Raw genomic sequence first — 19,591 nt, 5'->3', positions numbered from 1 at the left:
AGGTAAGGGGGAGCGCAGATGAAGTTCGAAGAAATCCGGGGAGGCTATGACTGTATCGTCAGTCTGGGAAGCTCATGTGAGGCTGCCGCGCATTTGCGCCGGAGAGGACTCAGGGTGTTCTCTTCACCGCTGGACTGGGTGGTTTCATTGTCACTAACGGATGTGAACCGGCTCTTGGGCCAGCGTTTCTCGGGCTATATGGAGCTTCCGAATATGGGGGTAATCGACGGCAATGATGTGTTTGTAGATAATGAGGTAGTCCAGCCGGTCAAATCTTATTTTGTGAAGGACTTCCACTATAATATAATCTCCGTACATGATTTTCCGGTGCTGGAGGGGCTGGAATGGAGCCATGTCTATCCGGAATTCAAACAAAAAATCAACCTGCGGTCCCGGCGCCTGCTGGACACGCTTCGTACCAGCCGGAAGGCATTGTTCATCCGCTGGGGCAGTACGTATGAGGAGGCCATTCAGCTTCAGATGGTGCTTAGAACATTAACGGACGGGGATTTTCATATTCTGATTGTTAACGGTGCCGACGGGCTGGAATCTGCGGTCGACCGTGACTGGCCGCTCCCCGGTATTGCCTCACTCGGCATTCCGGACCGCGCGGGCGATCTGAAGACCTGGGATTATATACTGGATGGTATATATCTGCTGTAGAGAGTATCGGTTCCCAGGAAGACGGGAGAAGCGCTGCTCTGCTGGGGTTGCTCTGCCGTCAGCTCTGCCCGTTCAGCCGCTCTGAGTTGCGTGTCACCTTGTGGAGCAGGTCAATCAGCGTATCTAGCTCGTCCCCGGTTAGCCCCATAGCGAGCTGATGATTGAACTCATCCAGCAGCGCCTGGAACACCGGGGCGAATTCGAGCGCCCGGACAGTCGGGTACAGCAGGAAGGAGCGGCGGTCGTTCGGATCGGTCCGTCGTTCGATATATCCCGATTCCTCCAGCAGCTTGACGGAGCGGGCGGTTGTAGCTTTATCGCATTTAATCAGACTGGTCATCTGATCCTGGGTAATCCCCGGATGATTCAGAACCAGCTTAAGGAAGCTATGCTGGCCCCCGCTGCCGATGCCATAAGGCTGAAGCTCCTTGGCCAGTATTTTTTGATTCTGGCGGTGCAGATGGGAGATCAGCTTGCCGATAGGTTCTTTATTGGAAGTCACAATGGACACCTCGCTGAGAGAATAACGGTGTTCTGTTCAGAGGAACACGGCCTGCTTCAGATGTTACCTTAATTTTGTTGCGCACGCAACTAATTTGCAGTACACTGTGAAGAGTTAGTTTGTTGCGTGTGCAACTATATTCAAATGGATACAAGAGGGTGTTTGTTGATGAGCAGCATGGAGGCGACCTACCAGGAGGATGCCGGGATACAGAAGAAGCGCTGGATGATCCTGATCGTGCTTAATTTGTTTACTTTTATGTCCACGCTGGACGGAAGTATTGTTAATATCGCACTGCCTGTGCTGGTGAGACAGATGGGGCTGCCCGTAGCCCAGGTGGAGTGGGTGACTACCGGATATCTGATGGCGATCTGTTCGGTCATCCTGTTCTTCGGGAAGCTGGGCGACATCGCCGGGAAAATCCGGATATTCAAGCTGGGCATGGTGATCTTCACCATAGGCTCGCTGCTGTGCGGATTCAGCCACAGCCTGCCGCTGCTTATTGCTTCCCGGGTGGTTCAGGCGGTCGGCGCTTCGATGACGATGGCGAACAGCCAGGGCATTGTTACGGATATCTTCCCGTCCACCGAACGCGGCAAGGCACTTGGCCTGATCGGGACCTTCGTGTCCCTCGGCAGTATAGCGGGCCCGAGCCTTGGCGGAATTATTGTCTCTTCGATGGGCTGGGAGTATATTTTCTGGGTGAACGTTCCGATCGGAATCCTGGCGATTATGCTGGGCTGGAAGGTGCTGCCGAAGGATCTGGTACATATCAAGTCAAGGATTGATCTCCCCGGGAGCCTGCTGTTTGCAGTCTTCGTCCTTTCTCTGTTCGCCGGACTGCTGCTCGGACAGCAGCTTGGGTATGGGGACTACCGGATTCTAGCTTCTCTGCTGGCGGCGGCGGTTACCTTTATCGTATTCCTGATCGTGGAGCTGCGCAGCCGCCAGCCGCTGCTTCAGCTTACCCTGTTCAAGAATCCATTGTTCTCGCTGAGTATATTCTGTGCGTTCCTGGTATTTGTCTCGAACTTCTGCTTCAATATTATCGCTCCGTTCTATGCGCAGAATATGCTGAACATGTCTCCCTATGGCGCGGGCTTCCTGCTCATGCTGTACCCGATCTGCATGGTGATTGTCGCTCCGCTCAGCGGGGCGCTGTCTGACAAGATTGGTTCGGAGCTGCTCACCTTCGCCGGGCTGATGGTTATGGTCATTGCCCAGTTCGGACTGGCCCGCCTGCATGAGGGAAGTGCTGTAGTGCTGGTCGGGATCTGGATTGCCATGCTCGGTATCGGCAGCGGGATGTTCGGCTCGCCGAACAACTCGCTGATCATGTCCACAGTGCCGCGTACTCAGCTCGGCTCTGCTGGAAGTGTGAATTCGCTGGTCCGCAATGTGGGGATGGTTGTCGGGATTACCGTAGCCACCTCCATTCTGTTCCAGGTTATGAGCAGTAAGGCCGGCTACCGGGTGACAGGACTGGTTGAAGGACGCCCGGAGCTGTTCCTCTCAGGGATGCATGTAGTGTTCATGACGTCCTCCGGTATCTGCCTGTTATCGGCGCTGCTCACCGGCTGGCGGCTGTTCTCCTCGCGCAGGGCCAAGAGCTTGGGCGCATAAGTGAATTACGGAGCAGGAGTGCGGATATTCGCAAGCCTGCTTTTTTTTGCGAGATGGCTGTCACATATTCCGGCCCCATCTTGTCTACAGTGATGAAGAACAATAATGGAGGCGATTGATGTGAGTCTGAGAATGAATTATCGTGAGGTTAACGACCCGGCATTCCGGGCCATGATGGCGCTGGAGCAGCATTCAGGAAGCCGCAGCAAGGATAAGGTATTATATGAACTGGTCAAAATCCGTGTCTCACAGATCAACGGCTGCGCGTTCTGTCTGGATATGCATGCCAAGGATCTGCTGAAGCTGGGGAACTATGCCGACCATATTCTGCTGCTGAGTGTCTGGCGTGAAGCCCCGTTGTTCAGTGAGAAGGAACGCGTGCTGCTGGAATTCGCCGAGCATGTCACCCGGATCAGCCAGGCAGGCGTTCCGCTGGAGCTGTATCATAAGATGCTTACGCATTTCAGCGAAGAAGAGCTGGTGGACTGGATTATGGCGATCAACACCATCAACAGCTGGAACCGGATTGCCATAACTACCGGAATGTTCCCGGGCTGCTTCGGCTAAGCTAGGAATCAGGATAATCTTGAAGGAGGGCTGCGTGTGGTTGACAGAGGCCAAATCTATACTCAGGCTGACACTCCCATTGCGGAGAATTCGGATATGGAGGAGCTGTACCAGAGCTATAAAGGGTATGCTTTCTCCATTGCCTACCGGATGCTGGGTGTGGTTGCAGATGCGGAGGATGCTGTGCAGGATATGTTCGCCGAGCTGCAGCACCGGGACCGGAGCGGAATCCAGAATATCAAAGCCTATGTAGCCAAAGGGGTAACCAACCGCTGCCTCAATATGCTGAACTCTGCACGCAGCCGGAGGGAGACTTACATCGGAGAGTGGCTGCCGGAGCCGGTAAGCGAAGGGTACGATGGCCCGGAAGCGGCGGCTGAGCGCAACGACAGCCTGTCGTATGCCTTCCTGGTGCTGCTGGAGCGGCTCTCGCCAACGGAGCGGGCGGTATTTGTACTCCGGGAAGCGTTCCAGTACGACTATGAAGCGATTGCCGGAATGGTAGGCAAGTCGGAGAGCAACTGCCGGCAGATCTTCAGCCGGGCGAAGCGTATCCTCCAGACAGAGCCGTCTTCCCGGTTCCCCTCGCCCGGATATGGAACCGTCACCGAGAATCTGCTGGTGCGCTTCACTGCCGCGTTCACTGCCTATGATGTGGGCGGCATGCTGGAGCTGCTCGGCGAGCATCCGGTCCTTGTAGCCGACGGCGGAGGACGGGAAGTGCATACGATTCTCCGGCCGATGACCGGCCGCCGGGGGGTTACTGCGCTGCTGACCTCGCGCCGGGTAATGCATTATTTACGTGAGTGGAAGCATTCCTATGGGATGCTGAATGGCGAGCCCGCTCTGATCTTCACCGTTCAGGGCGAGGTCAGGGCTGCACTCTGCCTGAGTGCCGACTGCAGCGGAGAGTCGATTCAGAATCTCTATCTGCTGATGGACCCGGCCAAGCTGTCCCGTATTACGATGCCGCCGGAGCTTCCGCAGAGCTGATTCCCGGATTCCGGCATAACCAAAGACACGTTGCCTTCCCGCTTAGGGAGGACAGCGTGTCTTTTTGGAAATATAAGAATTTGTATGTTGGACCTGACCACTTATCCTAAATAGCAGGTGGATTTAGTCCACTTGCTGCTGACCCATTGAAGCATGTTAAACCAGCAGATGGATAAACAACACTAAATTTCTGCCTGCTCACTCCCATTAGCGAATATGAGCATTATTAGTTGTAGTTTTTCCATCTGTTAGGATGAATCCTTCATAAGCCGCTGAATTAAGATACGTTTATCCACCTGCCTGCTGCAGAAGCCGGAATCCTCTGCCTTAATTCTTGAAGCTGTGGATCGGTGCGGGAATCCGTCCGCCGCGGTTGACGAAGCCTGCACAATTGAACGGATTGACAGCCATGACCGGAGCGTATCCAAGCAAGCCGCCGAATTCGACCATTTCGCCCACCTCTTTGCCGATGACCGGGATGAGGCGGACAGCGGTGGTCTTGTTGTTGACCATGCCGATAGCCGCTTCATCAGCAATGATGCCGGAGAGGGTCTCCTTGCTGGTGCTGCCGGGGATGGCAATCATGTCGAGACCTACAGAGCATACGCAAGTCATGGCTTCCAGCTTCTCCAGGGTCAGCGCGCCGCGCTGGACGGCCTGAATCATACCGTGGTCCTCGCTGACCGGGATGAAGGCGCCGCTTAAGCCGCCGACATAGGAGGAGGCCATAACTCCGCCTTTTTTGACATTGTCGTTCAGGATAGCGAGTGCAGCGGTGGTACCCGGGGCTCCTGCTTCTTCAAGGCCCATGACCTGGAAGATCTCAGCGATGGAATCGCCGATCTCGGGAGTGGGGGCCAGCGACAGGTCAATGATGCCGAACGGCACATTCAGACGCTTCGAGGCTTCCTGGGCCACGAGCTGCCCGACACGGGTGACCTTGAAGGCGGTACGTTTAATCGTCTCGCACAAGGTTTCGAAGTCCTGCCCCTTCACCTCTTCCAGCGCCCGCTTGATGACACCGGGACCGCTGACGCCGACGTTGATCACACACTCCCGCTCTCCTACCCCGTGGAAGGCTCCAGCCATGAACGGGTTGTCCTCCACCGCATTGCAGAAGACTACCAGCTTGGCGCAGCCGATAGAGTCGCGGTCTTTGGTGCGCTCAGCCGTCTGGAGAATGATATCGCCCATCAGCTTCACCGCATCCATGTTAATGCCGCTGCGCGAGGAGCCGACATTCACGGAGGAGCAGACTCTTTCGGTCACGGCCAGCGCTTCAGGGATACTGTCGATCAGAATCCGGTCGCCCTTGGTGCAGCCCTTCTGCACGAGCGCCGAATAGCCGCCGATGAAGTTAACGCCGACCTCCTTGGCCGCCTTGTCCAGAATCCGGGCCACAGGCACATAGGTATCGGTATGTACGGCGCCGGCTGCAATCGAAATCGGGGTGACGGAAATCCGCTTGTTGACAATCGGCACACCGAATTGACGCTCCAGATCTTCGCCGGTCTTCACCAGCTTCTCGGCGGACCGGGTGATTTTGTCATACACCTTCTGGTTGAAAATCTTCATGTCCTCATGGGCACAGTCCATCAGGCTGATCCCCATCGTAATGGTGCGGACATCCAGGTTCATTTCCCGGATCATTTTGTTGGTCTCCTGAACTTCTACAATTGAGATCACTGGGGTTGCTCCTCTCTTAAGCTGGCTAAATCCGGTGCATAATATTGAAGATATCTTCATGCTGGAGCTTGATTTCCACACCGATGTCTTCCCCTACACGCTGCAGCTCCTCCACAATCTCCTCAAAGGACTTGGTGGGCGCAGAGATGTCCACAATCATCATCATGTTGAAATAATCCTGCACAATCGTCTGGGAAATATCCAGAATGTTCAGATTGTGTTCTGCGAGGTATGTACATACTTTGGCAATGATCCCTACTTTGTCTTTTCCGAGTACTGTAATAATCCCCTTCAATGGAAAGCCTCCCGTGTATAGATGGTCTATATTCTCCGCCCGTTGCCGCTTTAACGGAATGAACGATTTCAATTATTATGTCAAATGAAGGGAAGGTTATCAACCAAAGCTTTTTTGTAGGGCTGATCACAGATTTAAGCTTGCCTTTTAGCGCGGATGGAAGAGTGTTGACACTGAATGTTAATTATGTTTTATTGGAGTATTGAAGGATATTGTGGACTGAAGGAGCTATTATGACAACGAGAAAATACAAAGAGATGGTTGAAGCGCGAACCAGAGAAACGCTGCAGAAGTGGTCGGAACAGTCCGCAGTCGAGGAAAAGGATATCTACCGGTTCCTGCATAATCTAAAAGGCACCTCCGGTACCGTAGGTCTTGACGCAGTGGAGGCGTTCTCCGGCAACGCGCTGCTCTATTTCTCGGATGACAACCCTAGAGGCTGGACGGAAGCGGAGTGGGGGGATTATCTGTATCCGCTGCTGGAGCTGTTCGGGGAGCCGGAAATTACGGGTGCGGTGCCTCCGCAGATTCCGGGGATTGCATTGTCCCACGGCAATATCCACCAACAATACGAGATTCTGATCATAGATGATGATGTGGAGCTGGTCGCTTTTTTGCGTGAATCGCTGGAGCGGAAGTCCTATTATGTGAGCATTGCCTTGTCGGCGGGGCGCGGACTGAAGCTTTTTTATGAGACGAAGCCGGATTTAATACTGCTCGATATTCTGCTGCCGGACCGCAGCGGGATTGATGTGCTGAACCAGATTATCGGCAAAGCCAAAAAAGAGCGTATCCCGATCATCATCATCAGCGGCGAACATTCCAAGGACGTTCAGAAGTATGCCTATTCGCTCGGTGTCATGGATTATGTACAGAAGCCGGTGGATATTGATTTGTTCCTGGTGCTGATCAAGAACCGGTTTGAGCTCAAAAAAGAGTGGCAGGAGTCGATTATCGTCGATGAGCTGACCGGCGCCTTTAACCGCAAGTACTTCAATCAGACGATGAAGCAGCTTCTCTCCGATTTCAGGCGGACAGGCCGGACGTTCTCCCTTGCCCTCCTGGATCTGGATCATTTCAAGCTGGTCAATGATACCTATGGCCATCTGGTGGGGGATGAGGTGCTGCAGACCTTTTCGGAGCTGGTGAAGCAGTCGATTCGCACGGAGGACACCTTTTGCCGCTATGGCGGTGAGGAATTTGCCTTGTTCATGCCTAATACTCCGGCGGAGCAGGCGCTGCTTGTCATGGAGCGGATTCAGCAGAGCTTCGCGGCCAAGGCCTTCCAGGCCAAACGGGAGAGCTTCCAGGTCACCTTCTCCTGCGGAGTTACCGAGGTAACCGAAGTGGAGCAGAATGCCGATAGATTAGTAGAGGAAGCCGATCAGGCGCTCTATGCCAGCAAATATAACGGGAGAAATCAGACGAAGCTCTATAGCAAGGAGCTGATGATCCAGAGAGAGACGCCTCTTAATGTGATTATCGTGGATGATGATCCGCTGATCCGCAGAATTGTGACGGGCAATTTCTCTTCATGGCAGCCGGGGAATAACACCAGAATTAAGGTGGCCAGTTATGCGGATGGCGCGCTGTTTCTGGAATCGGACTGGTATGCTCCCGAGGAGAAGTATATTATCCTTCTGGACGGCGTCATGCCGGAGATCGACGGGCTGGAAGTGCTCGAGAAGATCCGCAGCAGCTACCCCGAGGTGAACATTCTCGTGATTATGCTGACCGGCCGCAATAATCAGCGTGATATTATCCATGCCCTGCAGATGGGTGCAGACGACTATGTCATTAAGCCCTTCCATCTGCCGGAGCTGCTGATCCGGATTGAGCGCCTGGCCCACAGGTTCCTGTTCTAAGTGCAATAGACCCCGGTAGAGGGTTGATTGGAAAGGTGAGAGTGAGTATTCATGCAAAAGGTACTGATTGTAGATGACGAAGAAGTTCTGCGGATGCTGATTGAAGATACGCTGGAGGACCTGGAGAATGTGGAGATTCATACGGCGGAGAATGGGGGCGAGGCACTCTTAAGACTGGCGGCGGACCCGTATGATCTGGTAATTCTGGATTATATGATGCCGGTAATGACCGGAATTGAAGTGCTGAGCGAGCTGGATGGGGAACTCAAAAGCCGGACTCCCATTATGATGCTGACCGCCAAAGCACAGGAAATGGACCGTAACCGGGCAAGGGAGGCGGGAGCAAGGTATTTCATGCCTAAGCCGTTCAGCCCGATGGAGCTGCTGCAGCTCGTGGAGGTCATTCTGAGTGAGAAACCATAAGCTTGCTGACCGGAGCATCAAAACGAAATATTACCGGATTCTTCTGATTTTGTTCATAGCCATTATGGCAGGCGGAATTAGCCTGTTCTATTATATCAATGCCCAGCAGGAACAATTGGAGCAGGACCGTGAAGTGCTTCAGCATAAGACCGGGACGATCAATGAACTGGCAGACACGCTGAAGGAGGTCTTTTTCCGGGCCAGAGGATATGTGGCCACCCAGAGCGGGAGTGAGCTTGCGCTGCTGAACACTGCAGTTAAGGAGCTTGACGGGATTCTGGAACAATATTCATCCCTGAAGCTGTCGGCTGAGGAAGCCCGGTACAGAGATGACTTGAAGCTGTTCTATGAGCAGTACAAAAGCGAGACGCTGCCCGAAGCCATTCGTCTGGTGGACAATAATGATTATGAAGGAATCCGTAACCTGTCCCAGAACGGCAGTACCCGGACGGTTAACGAGTATCTGGGGTATACGAAGCAGTTCCAGGCACGTTCGGATGCCCTGCTGAACGATATGGCTTCCCGGTCCATTAAGCAGGCGGATCTGTTCACCTTCATCGCCTTCGGGCTTAGTGCCCTGCTGCTGTTATTCCTCACTCTGCTGATCTGGCGGATGCTGAGAATTATCATTGATCCGATTGTGAAGCTGGAGGAAGCGACGAATTCGCTGGCGGCTGGGGAGGCGGTTCTGCTCGGCAAGCTGCATAAGAAGGATGAGATCGGCCGGCTCTATGATGCCTTCCTGAACATGGCCCGCAGCATCCAGGACAAAGAGGAAGAGCTGATGATGCAGAATGAAGAGCTGCATGCCCAGCAGGATGAGCTGCAGGATCAGCAGTTCAGGCTGGAGCGGTCGCTCAGCGAAATCGAAAGCATGATGAAGGCGCTGAATCAGACCTCTGCCGTAGGCATTTTATCGAATAAAGGCGTATTCACGTACGTCAATGATAACCTTAGCTACTATACAGGCTACAAGACCTCAGAGATTATCGGGTACACTTACCGGCTGTTTGAGCTGCATAATCTCTCAGACTCCCAGATGGAGCAGATGCTCCGCAAGCTGTCGACCGGCGGAGTATGGAGCAGTGAGCTGGAGATGGAAACCAAGAATGGATCGGCGCTCTGGCTGCAGCTGACGATTATGCCCTACCTGAATGATGAAGGTCAGATCTACCAGTACATCCTGATCGCCAATAACATTACCTCCATGAAGAATGTGCAGCAGGAGCTGGCTGAGACGCTGAAGAGCACAGAGCAGACTACCATTATGCTGGAGCTTAACAATCAGCTGAACCATGAAATCACCTACACGCTGGACAAGCAGGAATTCGCCGAGAAGTTCAATACGTTCATGAACCGGCTGTACTCGTTCGATTCCAGTCTTTTTCTGCTGGTCAAGGATAAGATTGCGGTTGTCAAAGGGATTCCGCCGGAGAATGTGGAGCGGTATGTCGATGAGAACAGCCAGGAGATGCTGTACCGTCTCAGCCAGGAGAAATCCTATATTGTGAAACGTGCGAGCTTGCCCAGAGAGCAGGGGATTTCCGCCCGGGAAGTGTATTGCTATGATTTCTATACAACGGTTGTGAACGCTGAGGATGAGATTCTGGCGATCTTCTGCGGCACACGGATCGGACATTCCTTCACCGGGGAAGAGACCAGTGAAATTCAAGGGATGATGAACCGGGTGGCTCTCGCCATTGAACGCCTGTTCATGTATGAGGAGATGGAGAATGGCCGCGAGCTGAACCGGGATATTGTCAATAATGTCAATGAAGGCATCCAGTTCGTCAACACGGAAGGCGTCATTCAGCATATCAACAAGGCCCTCAGCCAGTTGTTCAGCTACGATGCCTGGGCTGAAGGCATGCTGATTCCTGAGGAGCTCTGGATGGAGCACTTCACCCGGAGGGTGAATGAATCGGAAGAGCTGAGACAGTTCTACCTGAAGGCGATGTCTGAGCATTCCGTTGATTCCAGTGCGATGAAGTATTCCATCGGCAAGGAAGATATGAAGCATGTGGACGCCTATGCCATACCGGTCTTCCGCCGGGAGGTCCGGGTAGGTACGCTCTTCGTCCACCGTGACATTACCCGCGAGTATGAGCTGGATCTGATGAAGTCGGAGCTGGTCAGCACCGTCAGCCACGAGCTGCGGACCCCGCTGTCCAGCGTGCTGGGCTTCACCGAGCTGTTGCTGTCCAAAACCATGAAGCCGGAGAAGCAGCTGAAATATCTGGAGACCATTCATAAGGAAGCCAAGCGCCTGACGGAGCTGATCAATGACTTCCTGGATCTGCAGCGGATGGAGTCCGGCACACAGCTCTACAATGTAGAGAAAATCAATCTCAGCGAGACCGTTCTTAGTGTCATTGACCAGTATAAGCTGAGCGGGACCCACCATATCCTGCTGGAAGATGAAGCGCTGAATGCCGAGGTTGAGGTGGACAAGGATAAGATCATTCAGGTGCTCACGAACCTGCTGAGCAATGCCATCAAATTCTCACCGGGCTGTAACGAGATTAAGGTTATGCTGCATAATGAGCCGGGTTCAGTGATGGTGCGGATTCAGGACCACGGACTCGGGATTCCCAAGAATCAGATCGGGCAGCTGTTCCAGAAATTCCGCAGGGTGGATAACAGCGCCTCCAAGCGGATTGGCGGTACGGGGCTCGGGCTTGCGATCTGTAAGGAGATTATTGAGAAGCAGCAGGGGACGATCGGGATTGAATCGGTTGAAGGCGAAGGCTCGACGGTCTGGTTCAGTCTTCCGGTATTCCAGGCGAAGACCAGCCACCAGGAGGAGGAGCCTTCCCATAAATGGACTGCCGGCAAGGAGCAGAAGCCAAATGTGATGATTGTCGAGGATGATTACAGCTTGTCGCTGCTGCTGTCGGAAGAGTTGAAGGGCAAAGGCTTCCGGGTCACCCACCATTATCATCCGCAGAAGGCTTTTGACCAGGCCGTGAAAACACCCTTCGTAGCAATCGTCGTGGATCTGATGCTTGGGGACGAGCTTGACGGCTGGGATCTGATCCGCATGCTCAAGAACGATCCCCGGACGGAGAATGTGCCGATTGTCATCTCCTCCGCACTGGATAAGGGAGATAAGAGCATGATGGACAATGTGCGGAAATATCTGACTAAGCCTTATCCGCCGGGCGAGCTGTCGGGTACGCTGCAGGAGATTGTGGATATTCAGCTTAAGACGGGAGAAGTTCTGTTCCCGGATAATGGTGAAGCCGGGCATTAAGTGAATGCCGGGACCCTGAATTTCGTTAGTGAAATTTGTCCGGCCAAAAACTTGCCTTAGAGTAGGCTCTAAGGATTATAGTGAAGCTGATGCAGACAACCTAACAGAAAATGAAAGGGAGGAATTGCGATGAAGTACAGTTATTTGGGTAAATCCGGGTTGAAGGTCAGCCAGCTCTGTCTGGGAACGATGAATTTCGGACCGGAAACGGAGGAGAAGGAAGCCTTCAGAATTATGGACGCCGCACTGGATGCGGGGATCAATTTCTTCGATACGGCGAATGTGTATGGCGGTCAGGACCGCCGCGGCTGGACGGAGGAGATTATCGGCCGCTGGTTTCAGCAGGGCGGCGGACGGCGCGAGAAGGTCGTGCTGGCCACCAAGGTGTACAACGACATGTTCGACGAGCAGGACGGTCCCAATTCAGGCTCCGGCTTGTCCGCTTACAAGATCAGACGTCATTTCGAGGGCTCGCTAAGACGGCTGCAGACCGATCATATCGAATTGTATCAGATGCATTATATCGACCGGAACGTATCGTGGGAAGAGCTGTGGGGTGCGTTTGAGATTCTGGTATCCCAGGGCAAAGCCGATTATATCGGCTCCAGTAACTTCGCGGGCTGGCATATCGCGGCTGCACAGGCGAAGGCCAAGGAACGTCATTTCCTCGGCCTTGTCTCCGAGCAGCATCTGTACAACCTGCTGGAGCGGACCCCGGAGCTTGAAGTGCTGCCGGCTTCGAAGGAACTGGGTCTGGGTGTCATTCCATGGAGTCCGCTGGCCGGTGGCCTGCTAGGCCGCAATGCGCTCTCCAAGACCGGCGTGCGCAGCGCCCGTTCAGACAAGCTGGAGCAGCACCGCAGCCAGCTGGAGCGGTTCTCCGCGCTCTGCAAGGAGCTGGGCGAGCATGAGGATCAGGTCGCCTTGGCCTGGGTACTGGCGAATCCGGCAGTGACTGCGCCGATTATCGGGCCGCGTACGATTGAGCAGTTCGAGGATTCGCTGCGGGTTACGGAGATCGTACTGGAAGAAGCTGTGCTGAAGAAGCTGGACGAGATTTTCCCTGGACCGGGCAAGCCGGCACCGGAAGCTTACGCCTGGTAAGCTAGTTTTTGCACCCATGCATGAATAACGGCCGGATGTTCCCTGCGGGGAGCATCCGGCCGTTTTGTTGTTTTGGGCAGGATGATAACTCTTTTATTGTGGATTAGGATTAGGACTAAATGAGCCAATAAAGAGCATTAGTGCACTTGAATTGAGCGGACGGTGGTTAAATGAGCCATTGAAGAGCATTAGTGCACTTGAATTGAGCGGACGGTGGTTAAATGAGCCGATGAAGAGCATTAGTGCACCTGAATTGAGCGGGCGGGGGCAAAATGAGCCAATGAAGAGCATTAGTGCACCTGAATTGAGCAGGCGGGGGCTAAATGAGCGGATGAAGAGCATTAGTGCACCTGAATTGAGCACCGCTCCTCTCAGCTCAGACCTCACCCGGCTTTGCCTGCTGCCGGACCGATTCAACCACACATAATTCGCCCTCCTCATTCAGTTCAGCATAAGCAACAGAGGCCGGATTAGGATAGCCGCTCTTCCGCAGCTCCTGCATCAGCCAGCTTTCGTTTTTGCCCAGGCTCTCCAGGGCCGTATACCGGATTTCGCCCGATTCTATCAGGCTCTGCGGAAGCTGTACCTCCCGCGCGGGGAGCTGAAGCTCCTCCCGGGTGGCCGGTTCATACGAAGGTTTCTTCAATAGGCTCAATGAGCCGTTCGTTTCATAGATAGCATAGGCCACCTCGTTGATAGAAAAGGTATCCTTGGCCCGCAGCATCATCCGCAGCTGCTCGAAATCCAGATTGTTGCGGCGCAGCTTCTCCAGATCGACTTTACCGTCCCGGATCAGAATCTCCGGCTCCCCTTCCAGCGGCTTGCGCAGCTTGCGGATATGCTGGGTAACCTTTTCAAAGAGGATAGAGAGTACCGTCCATACAGCCAGGGTGAACAGCAGCATCAGGACAGAATGCTTCTCTTCATATATGGTTTCACCGACCAGGTCTCCCAGAATTACGGCAGAGATGAAGTCAAAGGGCGTAAGAGCAGAGATTTCTTTTTTGCCCAGCAGCCGGGTCATGACCCATAATCCGATGAAACCGGCGATTAACTTAATGAATATTGAACCGTACTCCATGAGTAACCACCTTCCAAAATGTGAATGGATTTAAGAGTGTTTAACCAGTGTTCCAAGCGGTGTAACATGCAAATTGACCCTGCGCTACAGCAGCTTGCCGGTTGCCGCCTAGGCACCGGGGTGAATCAGGGCAATGACCTGTGGTAGACTGGATTCGGGGACAGGTAACGGGGCTGGGAACAACAAGAGAAGAAACGGGGGGCGTTATATGCTTTTTTATCTGGTAGCTGCAATAGTGCTGATCCTTGATCAGACTACCAAGTGGATAGTGCGCACCCATATGGAGCTCGGGGAGATCCTTCCTTCCTGGAGCCCGCATATGCGGTTTGAGTATTATGAGAACAGCGGCGCAGCCTTCAGCTCCTTTCAGGGTTACGGGAAGTATTTTGCCATTGTCGCTGTTGTTTTTGTAGCTGCAATATTCTATTACCGGCGCCAGGGCGCCATCCGCGGACCCCTGCTCGAAGCAGCCAGCGGATTTCTGGTTGGAGGAGCTGTAGGCAATGGCATCGACCGGGTGATCTATCATCAGGTTACAGATTTCCTGGTGTTCGGGAGCCGCGGCGGGATTATGAACCTGGCCGATCTGGCCATTAATGCCGGAGGCATCCTGATCTTAGTCTACCTGCTGCTGGACCACTTCCGGCCAAAAACAGCCCGCGGACGGTTATAAATACTGTGTTCAGACCGCTTCGGGCTATCATATTATCTAATGCAAGTTATCATTATTAGTAATGAACCCGCCTAAATCAGAGCATTTTACTATGATTTAGACGGGTTTTATGCATTTTATACATATATTTACCTTATTATCTACATAGTTCCTGTTATATGATGCGTTGATCGTTTCCTGCGAATGTGTTAGCCTGAGTTCATGATCTTAAGAGGAAAGAAGATTGCACGTTAAGGAGAGGTCGATATTGTTGCAACTACAAGTTACAAACAGTCCTTTTAATGAGAAACAGGCAGAGCTGCTGAACCAGCTTCTGCCAACGCTGACGCAGTCTCAGCAGGTGTGGTTAAGCGGTTATTTGTCCGCGCTGTCACTGCAGGGTAGCGGGGGGCAAGGAAGTCTGCCTGTACTCCCCGCTGCTGCTGAACCGGTAACAGGCGGAGCAGTGACAACAGCCGCTAAGCCGGAGACACCGCGTGAAGTTACCGTATTGTTCGGCTCCCAGACCGGCAACTGCCAGCGGCTGGCCGTGAGCCTCTCCCGTAAGCTGGAGGAGCAGGGCTTCCAGGTTACGGTGGCCGCTATGAACAGCTTCAAGCCGAACGGACTGAAGAAGGTAGAGAACCTGCTGCTGCTGGTCAGCACCCATGGTGAAGGTGAGCCGCCGGATAATGCCCGTGCCTTCCATGAATTCCTCTATAGCAAAAGAGCGCCCCAGCTTCCCCACCTGCGCTTCTCGGTACTCGCGCTGGGGGATACCTCCTATGAATTCTTCTGCCAGACCGGCAAGGATTTCGATCAGAAGCTGGAGGAGCTGGGTGCACAGCGGTTAAGCCCGCGTGTAGATTGCGACCTGGATTATGATGAGCCGGTAGCTGAGTGGTTCGGCCATGTGATCGGCGCGCTTAACGGTTCACAGAATACCTCAGGGATTGCAGATGCAGCGGTTCAGGCCGCTGAAAGCGCCGAGTCTCTGGAATCCTCCTATTCACGCAATCATCCCTTCCATGCTGAAGTACTGGAGAATCTGAATCTGAACGGACGCGGCTCAGACCGCGAGACCCGCCATCTGGAGCTGTCGCTGGCCGGTTCGAATATCACCTTTGAGCCGGGAGATTCACTGGGGGTATATCCTGAGAACCACCCGCAATTGGTAGAAGACATTATTGCCGCCATGGGCTGGAATAGGGATGAGCGTGTCCCGCTTAATAAGAAAGGCGAAGAAGGTACTCTGCATGAAGCGCTGCTGCGGCATTATGAGATCACAGTACTGACGAAGCCGCTCCTGGAGCAGGCTGCCGGGCTGGCCTCTACCCCTGCACTGCAGGAGCTGTTAGCCCCGGAGCGGCAGCAGGATCTGAAGAATTATATCCAGGGCCGGGATCTGCTGGATTTGATTCAGGATTATGCCCCGTGGGAGGTTCCGGCCCGAAGCTTCGTGAGCATCCTGCGCAAGCTGCCCGCGAGACTGTATTCTATAGCCAGCAGCTATAATGCCAACCCGGACGAAGTACACTTCACCGTAAGAGCCGTGCGTTATGAGTCACACGGGCGTGAGCGTTACGGCGTCTGCTCGGTACACTGCGCAGAGCGGGTGCAGCCGGGTGCCACCTTGCCGGTCTATATCCAGAATAATCCGAACTTCAAGCTGCCGGCTAATCCTGATGTGCCGGTGATTATGATCGGTCCGGGTACCGGGGTTGCCCCGTTCCGCTCCTTCCTGGAGGAACGGGAAGAGCAGGGGGCACAGGGCAAGTCATGGCTGTTCTACGGCGACCGGCATTTCGTTACAGACTTCCTCTACCAGACGGATTGGCAACGGATGCTGAAGGACGGTGTTCTCAGCAGGCTGGATGTTGCCTTCTCACGCGATACAGAGGAGAAGGTGTACGTACAGCACCGTATTTTGGAGAAAAGCAAGGAGCTGTACCAGTGGCTGCAAGAAGGCGCCCATGTATATGTATGCGGGGACGAGAAGCATATGGCGCATGACGTCCACTCCGCACTGATTACAGTGATCCAGGAGGAAGGCGGACTAAGCCCGGAAGCGGCTGCTGCCTATCTGGAGACACTGCAGCAGGAGCAGCGCTACCAGCGCGATGTGTATTAAGCAGGACTTAGGCGAAAGAGGAGAGAATCAGCGATGGCAAATAATGAACCAGCGGTGAAGCCGGTTGGCGGGCCACCGAGTGAGGTTGAACATATCAAGCAGGAGAGCAATTATCTGCGCGGGGCGCTTGTAGAGACCCTTAGTAATCCGATTACGGGAGGGCTGCCGGAGGATGATAACCGCCTGCTGAAATTCCACGGCAGCTATATGCAGGATGACCGGGATCTGCGCAATGAACGGGAACGCTCCAAGCTGGAGCCGGCTTATCAGTTCATGCTGCGGGTCGTAGCGCCCGGCGGAGTGGCAACTCCCGCACAGTGGCTCGTAATGGATGAGCTGGCCCACAAGTACGGCAATGGCACCCTGCGTCTGACGACGCGGCAGGCTTTTCAGATGCATGGGGTGCTGAAGTGGAATCTCAAAAAGACGATCAAAACCATCAACGACACCCTGATGACCACGCTTGCGGCTTGCGGCGATGTGAACCGGAATGTGATGAGCGGGCCTAACCCGTATCAGTCAGAGGTTCATGCCGAAGTCTATGAGTGGGCTAGCAAAATCAGTAATCATCTCGCCCCGCGTACCCCGGCTTACCACGAAATCTGGCTGGATGGCGAGAAGGTCGTGGACACCAAGGTCGTGGAGCCGATCTACGGGCCGGTGTATCTGCCCCGCAAATTCAAGATCGGCCTGGCTGTACCCCCGTCCAATGATGTGGATGTGTTCTCCCAGGATCTGGGCTTCATTGCTATTCTGGAAGACGGCAAGCTTGCCGGGTTCAATGTCTCGGTCGGCGGCGGCATGGGCATGACACACGGCGATACGAATACCTATCCCCAATTGGGGCGGATCATCGGCTTCTGCCGTCCGGAACAGATGATTGATCTGGCGGAGAAGACCGTTACAATCCAGCGCGATTACGGCAACCGCTCGGTTCGTAAGAATGCCCGCTTCAAATATACGATTGACCGGCACGGCCTGGACTGGTTCAAGGATGAGCTGCACCAGCGGCTGGGCTGGACGCTTGAACCGGCACGCTCGTATCACTTCGATCACAACGGAGACCGCTACGGCTGGGTGAAGGGCATGGACGGCAGATGGAATCTGACGCTGTATATTCAAAGCGGACGGATACAGGATATCGAAGGTTATCCGCTGATGACCGGCCTAAGAGAGATCGCCAAAATTCACGGCGGAGATTTCCGGCTGACGCCCAACCAGAATCTGATTATTGCCGGAGTCAGCCAGGCGAAGAAACGCAAGGTGGCAGAGCTCGCCAAGCAATACGGGCTGACAGACGGGGCGCATCATTCCGCGCTGCGCAGAAGCTCCATGTCCTGTGTGGCTCTGCCGACCTGCGGACTTGCCATGGCGGAGGCGGAGCGTTATCTGCCGGTGCTGCTGGATAAGCTGGAGGTCATCATTGATGAAGCCGGACTGCGTAATGAAGAGATCATTATCCGCATGACGGGCTGCCCGAACGGCTGTGCCAGACCGGCGCTTGGCGAGATTGCGTTCATCGGCAAAGGCCCGGGCAGATACAACCTCTACCTGGGAGCAGGCTTCACCGGAGACCGGCTGAACAAGCTGTACAAGGAGAACGTTGACGAGACAGAGATTCTGGATATCCTGGGGCCGATGATTCACCGTTATGCCAAGGAGCGCAGCACCGGTGAACACTTCGGCGATTATGTAATCCGCAGCGGATATGTCAAGGCCGTTACGTCGGGACTTAACTTCCACGACTGATTGTCACAAGAACTTATGGAATGGTGAATAACGAACCTGTTTTCCGGTGATTATGCGGAAGGGGGTTCGTTATTTATTCGTTCAGGAAGAATGAATTTGGTTTTTTGGCGGTTTTCTAACATAATATAGAGTAGCACTACCCATTCAAAACCAAGAGCCATTATAGTGAGTAATGGATTCTGTACAGAAGAGGCGAAATTAATGATCATTATGAAGACGATGGAAGAGATCGAGAAGATGCGTGCCGCCGGTAAAATATTAGCTGAATGCCACCGGCAGATCGCTCAAATGATTAAGCCGGGGATTACCACCTGGAAGATCGACCAGTTTGCCGAGAAGTTCATCCTGTCTCAAGGAGCTAGCCCGGAGCAAAAAGGCTATCATGGATACCCTTATGCTACCTGCGCATCTGTGAATGATGTCATCTGCCATGGCTTCCCCAAGCACGAGGAGCTGAAGGATGGAGATATTGTAACGATTGATATGGTTGTCAACCTGAACGGCTGGCTCGCGGATTCGGCCTGGTCCTATGGCGTGGGCACGATAAGTGAACAGGCGGACAAATTGCTGGCGACCACCAAGGAGTCCCTGTTCAAAGGCATTGAGCAGGCTGTGGCCGGTAACCGCATAGGTGACGTAGCCCATGCCATCCAGGTGTACGCCGAGTCGAACGGCTATTCCGTAGTCCGTGATTTCATCGGTCACGGGATTGGCTCCGAGATGCATGAAGCGCCTGAGGTGCCACATTACGGCCCCGCAGGCAAAGGCCCGCGGATCAAGGAAGGGATGGTATTCACCATTGAGCCTATGCTGAATACCGGCAGCTACCGGACCAAAGTGGATGCGGACGGCTGGACAGCGCGGACGATTGACGGAAGCCTATCGGCACAGTATGAGCATACGCTGGCGGTAACGCCGCAGGGGACGATTATTTTGACAGAGCTGTAATCACTTATCGGGGATACAGATCAGCTTGACACAGCAAAGGCAGGGCCGTCCGTGGA

16 protein-coding genes are annotated in these 19,591 nt (G+C 53.9%); 12 read left to right on the top strand and 4 right to left on the bottom strand.

The window, feature by feature from the left end; translation table 11 throughout:
* Positions 1 to 18 precede the first annotated feature (18 nt).
* Complete coding sequence (locus tag KDC22_RS20410) at positions 19 to 663, top strand: DUF1796 family putative cysteine peptidase (RefSeq protein ID WP_211720163.1); 645 nt, start codon at positions 19 to 21, stop codon at positions 661 to 663.
* 58 nt (positions 664 to 721) lie between these two features.
* Here KDC22_RS20410 and KDC22_RS20405 read toward each other — a convergent pair whose 3' ends face one another.
* A complete protein-coding gene (locus tag KDC22_RS20405) occupies positions 722 to 1,165 on the bottom strand; it encodes a MarR family winged helix-turn-helix transcriptional regulator (RefSeq protein ID WP_211720162.1) in 444 nt (147 codons plus the stop codon).
* Between the two features lie 168 nt (positions 1,166 to 1,333).
* Here KDC22_RS20405 and KDC22_RS20400 point away from each other — a divergent pair, with 168 nt between their 5' ends.
* The 3 genes from KDC22_RS20400 to KDC22_RS20390 all read left to right on the top strand — a co-directional run bounded on the left by KDC22_RS20400 (position 1,334) and on the right by KDC22_RS20390 (position 4,348).
* Positions 1,334 to 2,788: an MFS transporter gene (locus KDC22_RS20400; RefSeq protein ID WP_211720161.1), complete on the top strand. Its 1,455-nt coding sequence runs from the start codon at positions 1,334 to 1,336 to the stop codon at positions 2,786 to 2,788.
* Positions 2,789 to 2,908: 120 nt separating this feature from the next.
* Positions 2,909 to 3,355, top strand: coding sequence for a carboxymuconolactone decarboxylase family protein (locus KDC22_RS20395; RefSeq protein ID WP_211720160.1), 447 nt, complete (start codon positions 2,909 to 2,911; stop codon positions 3,353 to 3,355).
* 96 nt (positions 3,356 to 3,451) lie between these two features.
* Positions 3,452 to 4,348 (top strand): sigma-70 family RNA polymerase sigma factor, encoded by an 897-nt coding sequence (locus KDC22_RS20390; RefSeq protein ID WP_211724123.1) that lies wholly within the window; start codon positions 3,452 to 3,454, stop codon positions 4,346 to 4,348.
* Between the two features lie 327 nt (positions 4,349 to 4,675).
* Here the strand turns inward: KDC22_RS20390 and KDC22_RS20385 are convergent, their stop codons facing one another.
* Complete coding sequence (locus KDC22_RS20385; RefSeq protein WP_173132644.1) at positions 4,676 to 6,034, bottom strand: PFL family protein; 1,359 nt, start codon at positions 6,032 to 6,034, stop codon at positions 4,676 to 4,678.
* 25 nt (positions 6,035 to 6,059) lie between these two features.
* Positions 6,060 to 6,329: an ACT domain-containing protein gene (locus KDC22_RS20380; RefSeq protein WP_173132648.1), complete on the bottom strand. Its 270-nt coding sequence runs from the start codon at positions 6,327 to 6,329 to the stop codon at positions 6,060 to 6,062.
* 233 nt (positions 6,330 to 6,562) lie between these two features.
* Here KDC22_RS20380 and KDC22_RS20375 point away from each other — a divergent pair, with 233 nt between their 5' ends.
* The 4 genes from KDC22_RS20375 (at position 6,563) to KDC22_RS20360 (ending at position 12,974) form a co-directional block, all read left to right on the top strand.
* Entirely contained in the window at positions 6,563 to 8,194 is a 1,632-nt protein-coding gene (locus KDC22_RS20375) for a GGDEF domain-containing response regulator (protein ID WP_211720159.1), read from the top strand.
* Between the two features lie 51 nt (positions 8,195 to 8,245).
* Complete coding sequence (locus KDC22_RS20370; protein ID WP_173132669.1) at positions 8,246 to 8,617, top strand: response regulator transcription factor; 372 nt, start codon at positions 8,246 to 8,248, stop codon at positions 8,615 to 8,617.
* Positions 8,604 to 11,870 carry an ATP-binding protein gene (locus KDC22_RS20365; RefSeq protein ID WP_211720158.1) on the top strand — a complete coding sequence of 1,089 codons (3,267 nt, stop codon included), beginning with the start codon at positions 8,604 to 8,606 and terminating at the stop codon, positions 11,868 to 11,870. The genes KDC22_RS20370 and KDC22_RS20365 overlap by 14 nt, the downstream gene beginning before the upstream one ends.
* A 129-nt stretch (positions 11,871 to 11,999) precedes the next feature.
* Positions 12,000 to 12,974: an aldo/keto reductase gene (locus tag KDC22_RS20360; RefSeq protein WP_211720157.1), complete on the top strand. Its 975-nt coding sequence runs from the start codon at positions 12,000 to 12,002 to the stop codon at positions 12,972 to 12,974.
* A 376-nt stretch (positions 12,975 to 13,350) separates the two neighbouring features.
* On the opposite strand, the gene KDC22_RS20355 is transcribed toward KDC22_RS20360, so the two are convergent.
* Positions 13,351 to 14,055 carry a DUF421 domain-containing protein gene (locus tag KDC22_RS20355; protein WP_211720156.1) on the bottom strand — a complete coding sequence of 235 codons (705 nt, stop codon included), beginning with the start codon at positions 14,053 to 14,055 and terminating at the stop codon, positions 13,351 to 13,353.
* A gap of 208 nt (positions 14,056 to 14,263) precedes the next feature.
* On the opposite strand from KDC22_RS20355, the gene lspA reads away from it, so the two are divergent.
* The 4 genes from lspA (at position 14,264) to map (ending at position 19,535) form a co-directional block, all read left to right on the top strand.
* Positions 14,264 to 14,728: a signal peptidase II gene (lspA, locus tag KDC22_RS20350; protein WP_211720155.1), complete on the top strand. Its 465-nt coding sequence runs from the start codon at positions 14,264 to 14,266 to the stop codon at positions 14,726 to 14,728.
* A gap of 250 nt (positions 14,729 to 14,978) precedes the next feature.
* Positions 14,979 to 16,838, top strand: coding sequence for an assimilatory sulfite reductase (NADPH) flavoprotein subunit (locus KDC22_RS20345; protein ID WP_211724122.1), 1,860 nt, complete (start codon positions 14,979 to 14,981; stop codon positions 16,836 to 16,838).
* A 33-nt stretch (positions 16,839 to 16,871) separates the two neighbouring features.
* A complete protein-coding gene (gene cysI / locus KDC22_RS20340) occupies positions 16,872 to 18,587 on the top strand; it encodes an assimilatory sulfite reductase (NADPH) hemoprotein subunit (protein ID WP_211720154.1) in 1,716 nt (571 codons plus the stop codon).
* A 201-nt stretch (positions 18,588 to 18,788) separates the two neighbouring features.
* A complete protein-coding gene (gene map, locus KDC22_RS20335; protein WP_211720153.1) occupies positions 18,789 to 19,535 on the top strand; it encodes a type I methionyl aminopeptidase in 747 nt (248 codons plus the stop codon).
* The last annotated feature ends 56 nt before the right edge of the window (positions 19,536 to 19,591 follow it).

This window comes from Paenibacillus tritici (genome assembly GCF_018207515.1).
GTDB classification, from domain to species: Bacteria; Bacillota; Bacilli; order Paenibacillales; family Paenibacillaceae; genus Paenibacillus_AQ; species Paenibacillus_AQ tritici.
This window is presented reverse-complemented; position numbering and strand designations above follow the sequence as displayed.

Bases quoted from the DNA above. Each gene is read 5' to 3' on its own strand.
- KDC22_RS20360 (WP_211720157.1), top strand. From the start codon at position 12,000: ATGAAGTACAGTTATTTGGGTAAATCCGGGTTGAAGGTCAGCCAGCTC.
- cysI (WP_211720154.1), top strand. From the start codon at position 16,872: ATGGCAAATAATGAACCAGCGGTGAAGCCGGTTGGCGGGCCACCGAGT.
- KDC22_RS20375 (WP_211720159.1), top strand. From the start codon at position 6,563: ATGACAACGAGAAAATACAAAGAGATGGTTGAAGCGCGAACCAGAGAA.
- KDC22_RS20370 (WP_173132669.1), top strand. From the start codon at position 8,246: ATGCAAAAGGTACTGATTGTAGATGACGAAGAAGTTCTGCGGATGCTG.
- KDC22_RS20355 (WP_211720156.1), bottom strand. From the start codon at position 14,055: ATGGAGTACGGTTCAATATTCATTAAGTTAATCGCCGGTTTCATCGGA.
- map (WP_211720153.1), top strand. From the start codon at position 18,789: ATGATCATTATGAAGACGATGGAAGAGATCGAGAAGATGCGTGCCGCC.
- KDC22_RS20400 (WP_211720161.1), top strand. From the start codon at position 1,334: ATGAGCAGCATGGAGGCGACCTACCAGGAGGATGCCGGGATACAGAAG.
- KDC22_RS20410 (WP_211720163.1), top strand. From the start codon at position 19: ATGAAGTTCGAAGAAATCCGGGGAGGCTATGACTGTATCGTCAGTCTG.
- KDC22_RS20390 (WP_211724123.1), top strand. From the start codon at position 3,452: ATGGAGGAGCTGTACCAGAGCTATAAAGGGTATGCTTTCTCCATTGCC.
- lspA (WP_211720155.1), top strand. From the start codon at position 14,264: ATGCTTTTTTATCTGGTAGCTGCAATAGTGCTGATCCTTGATCAGACT.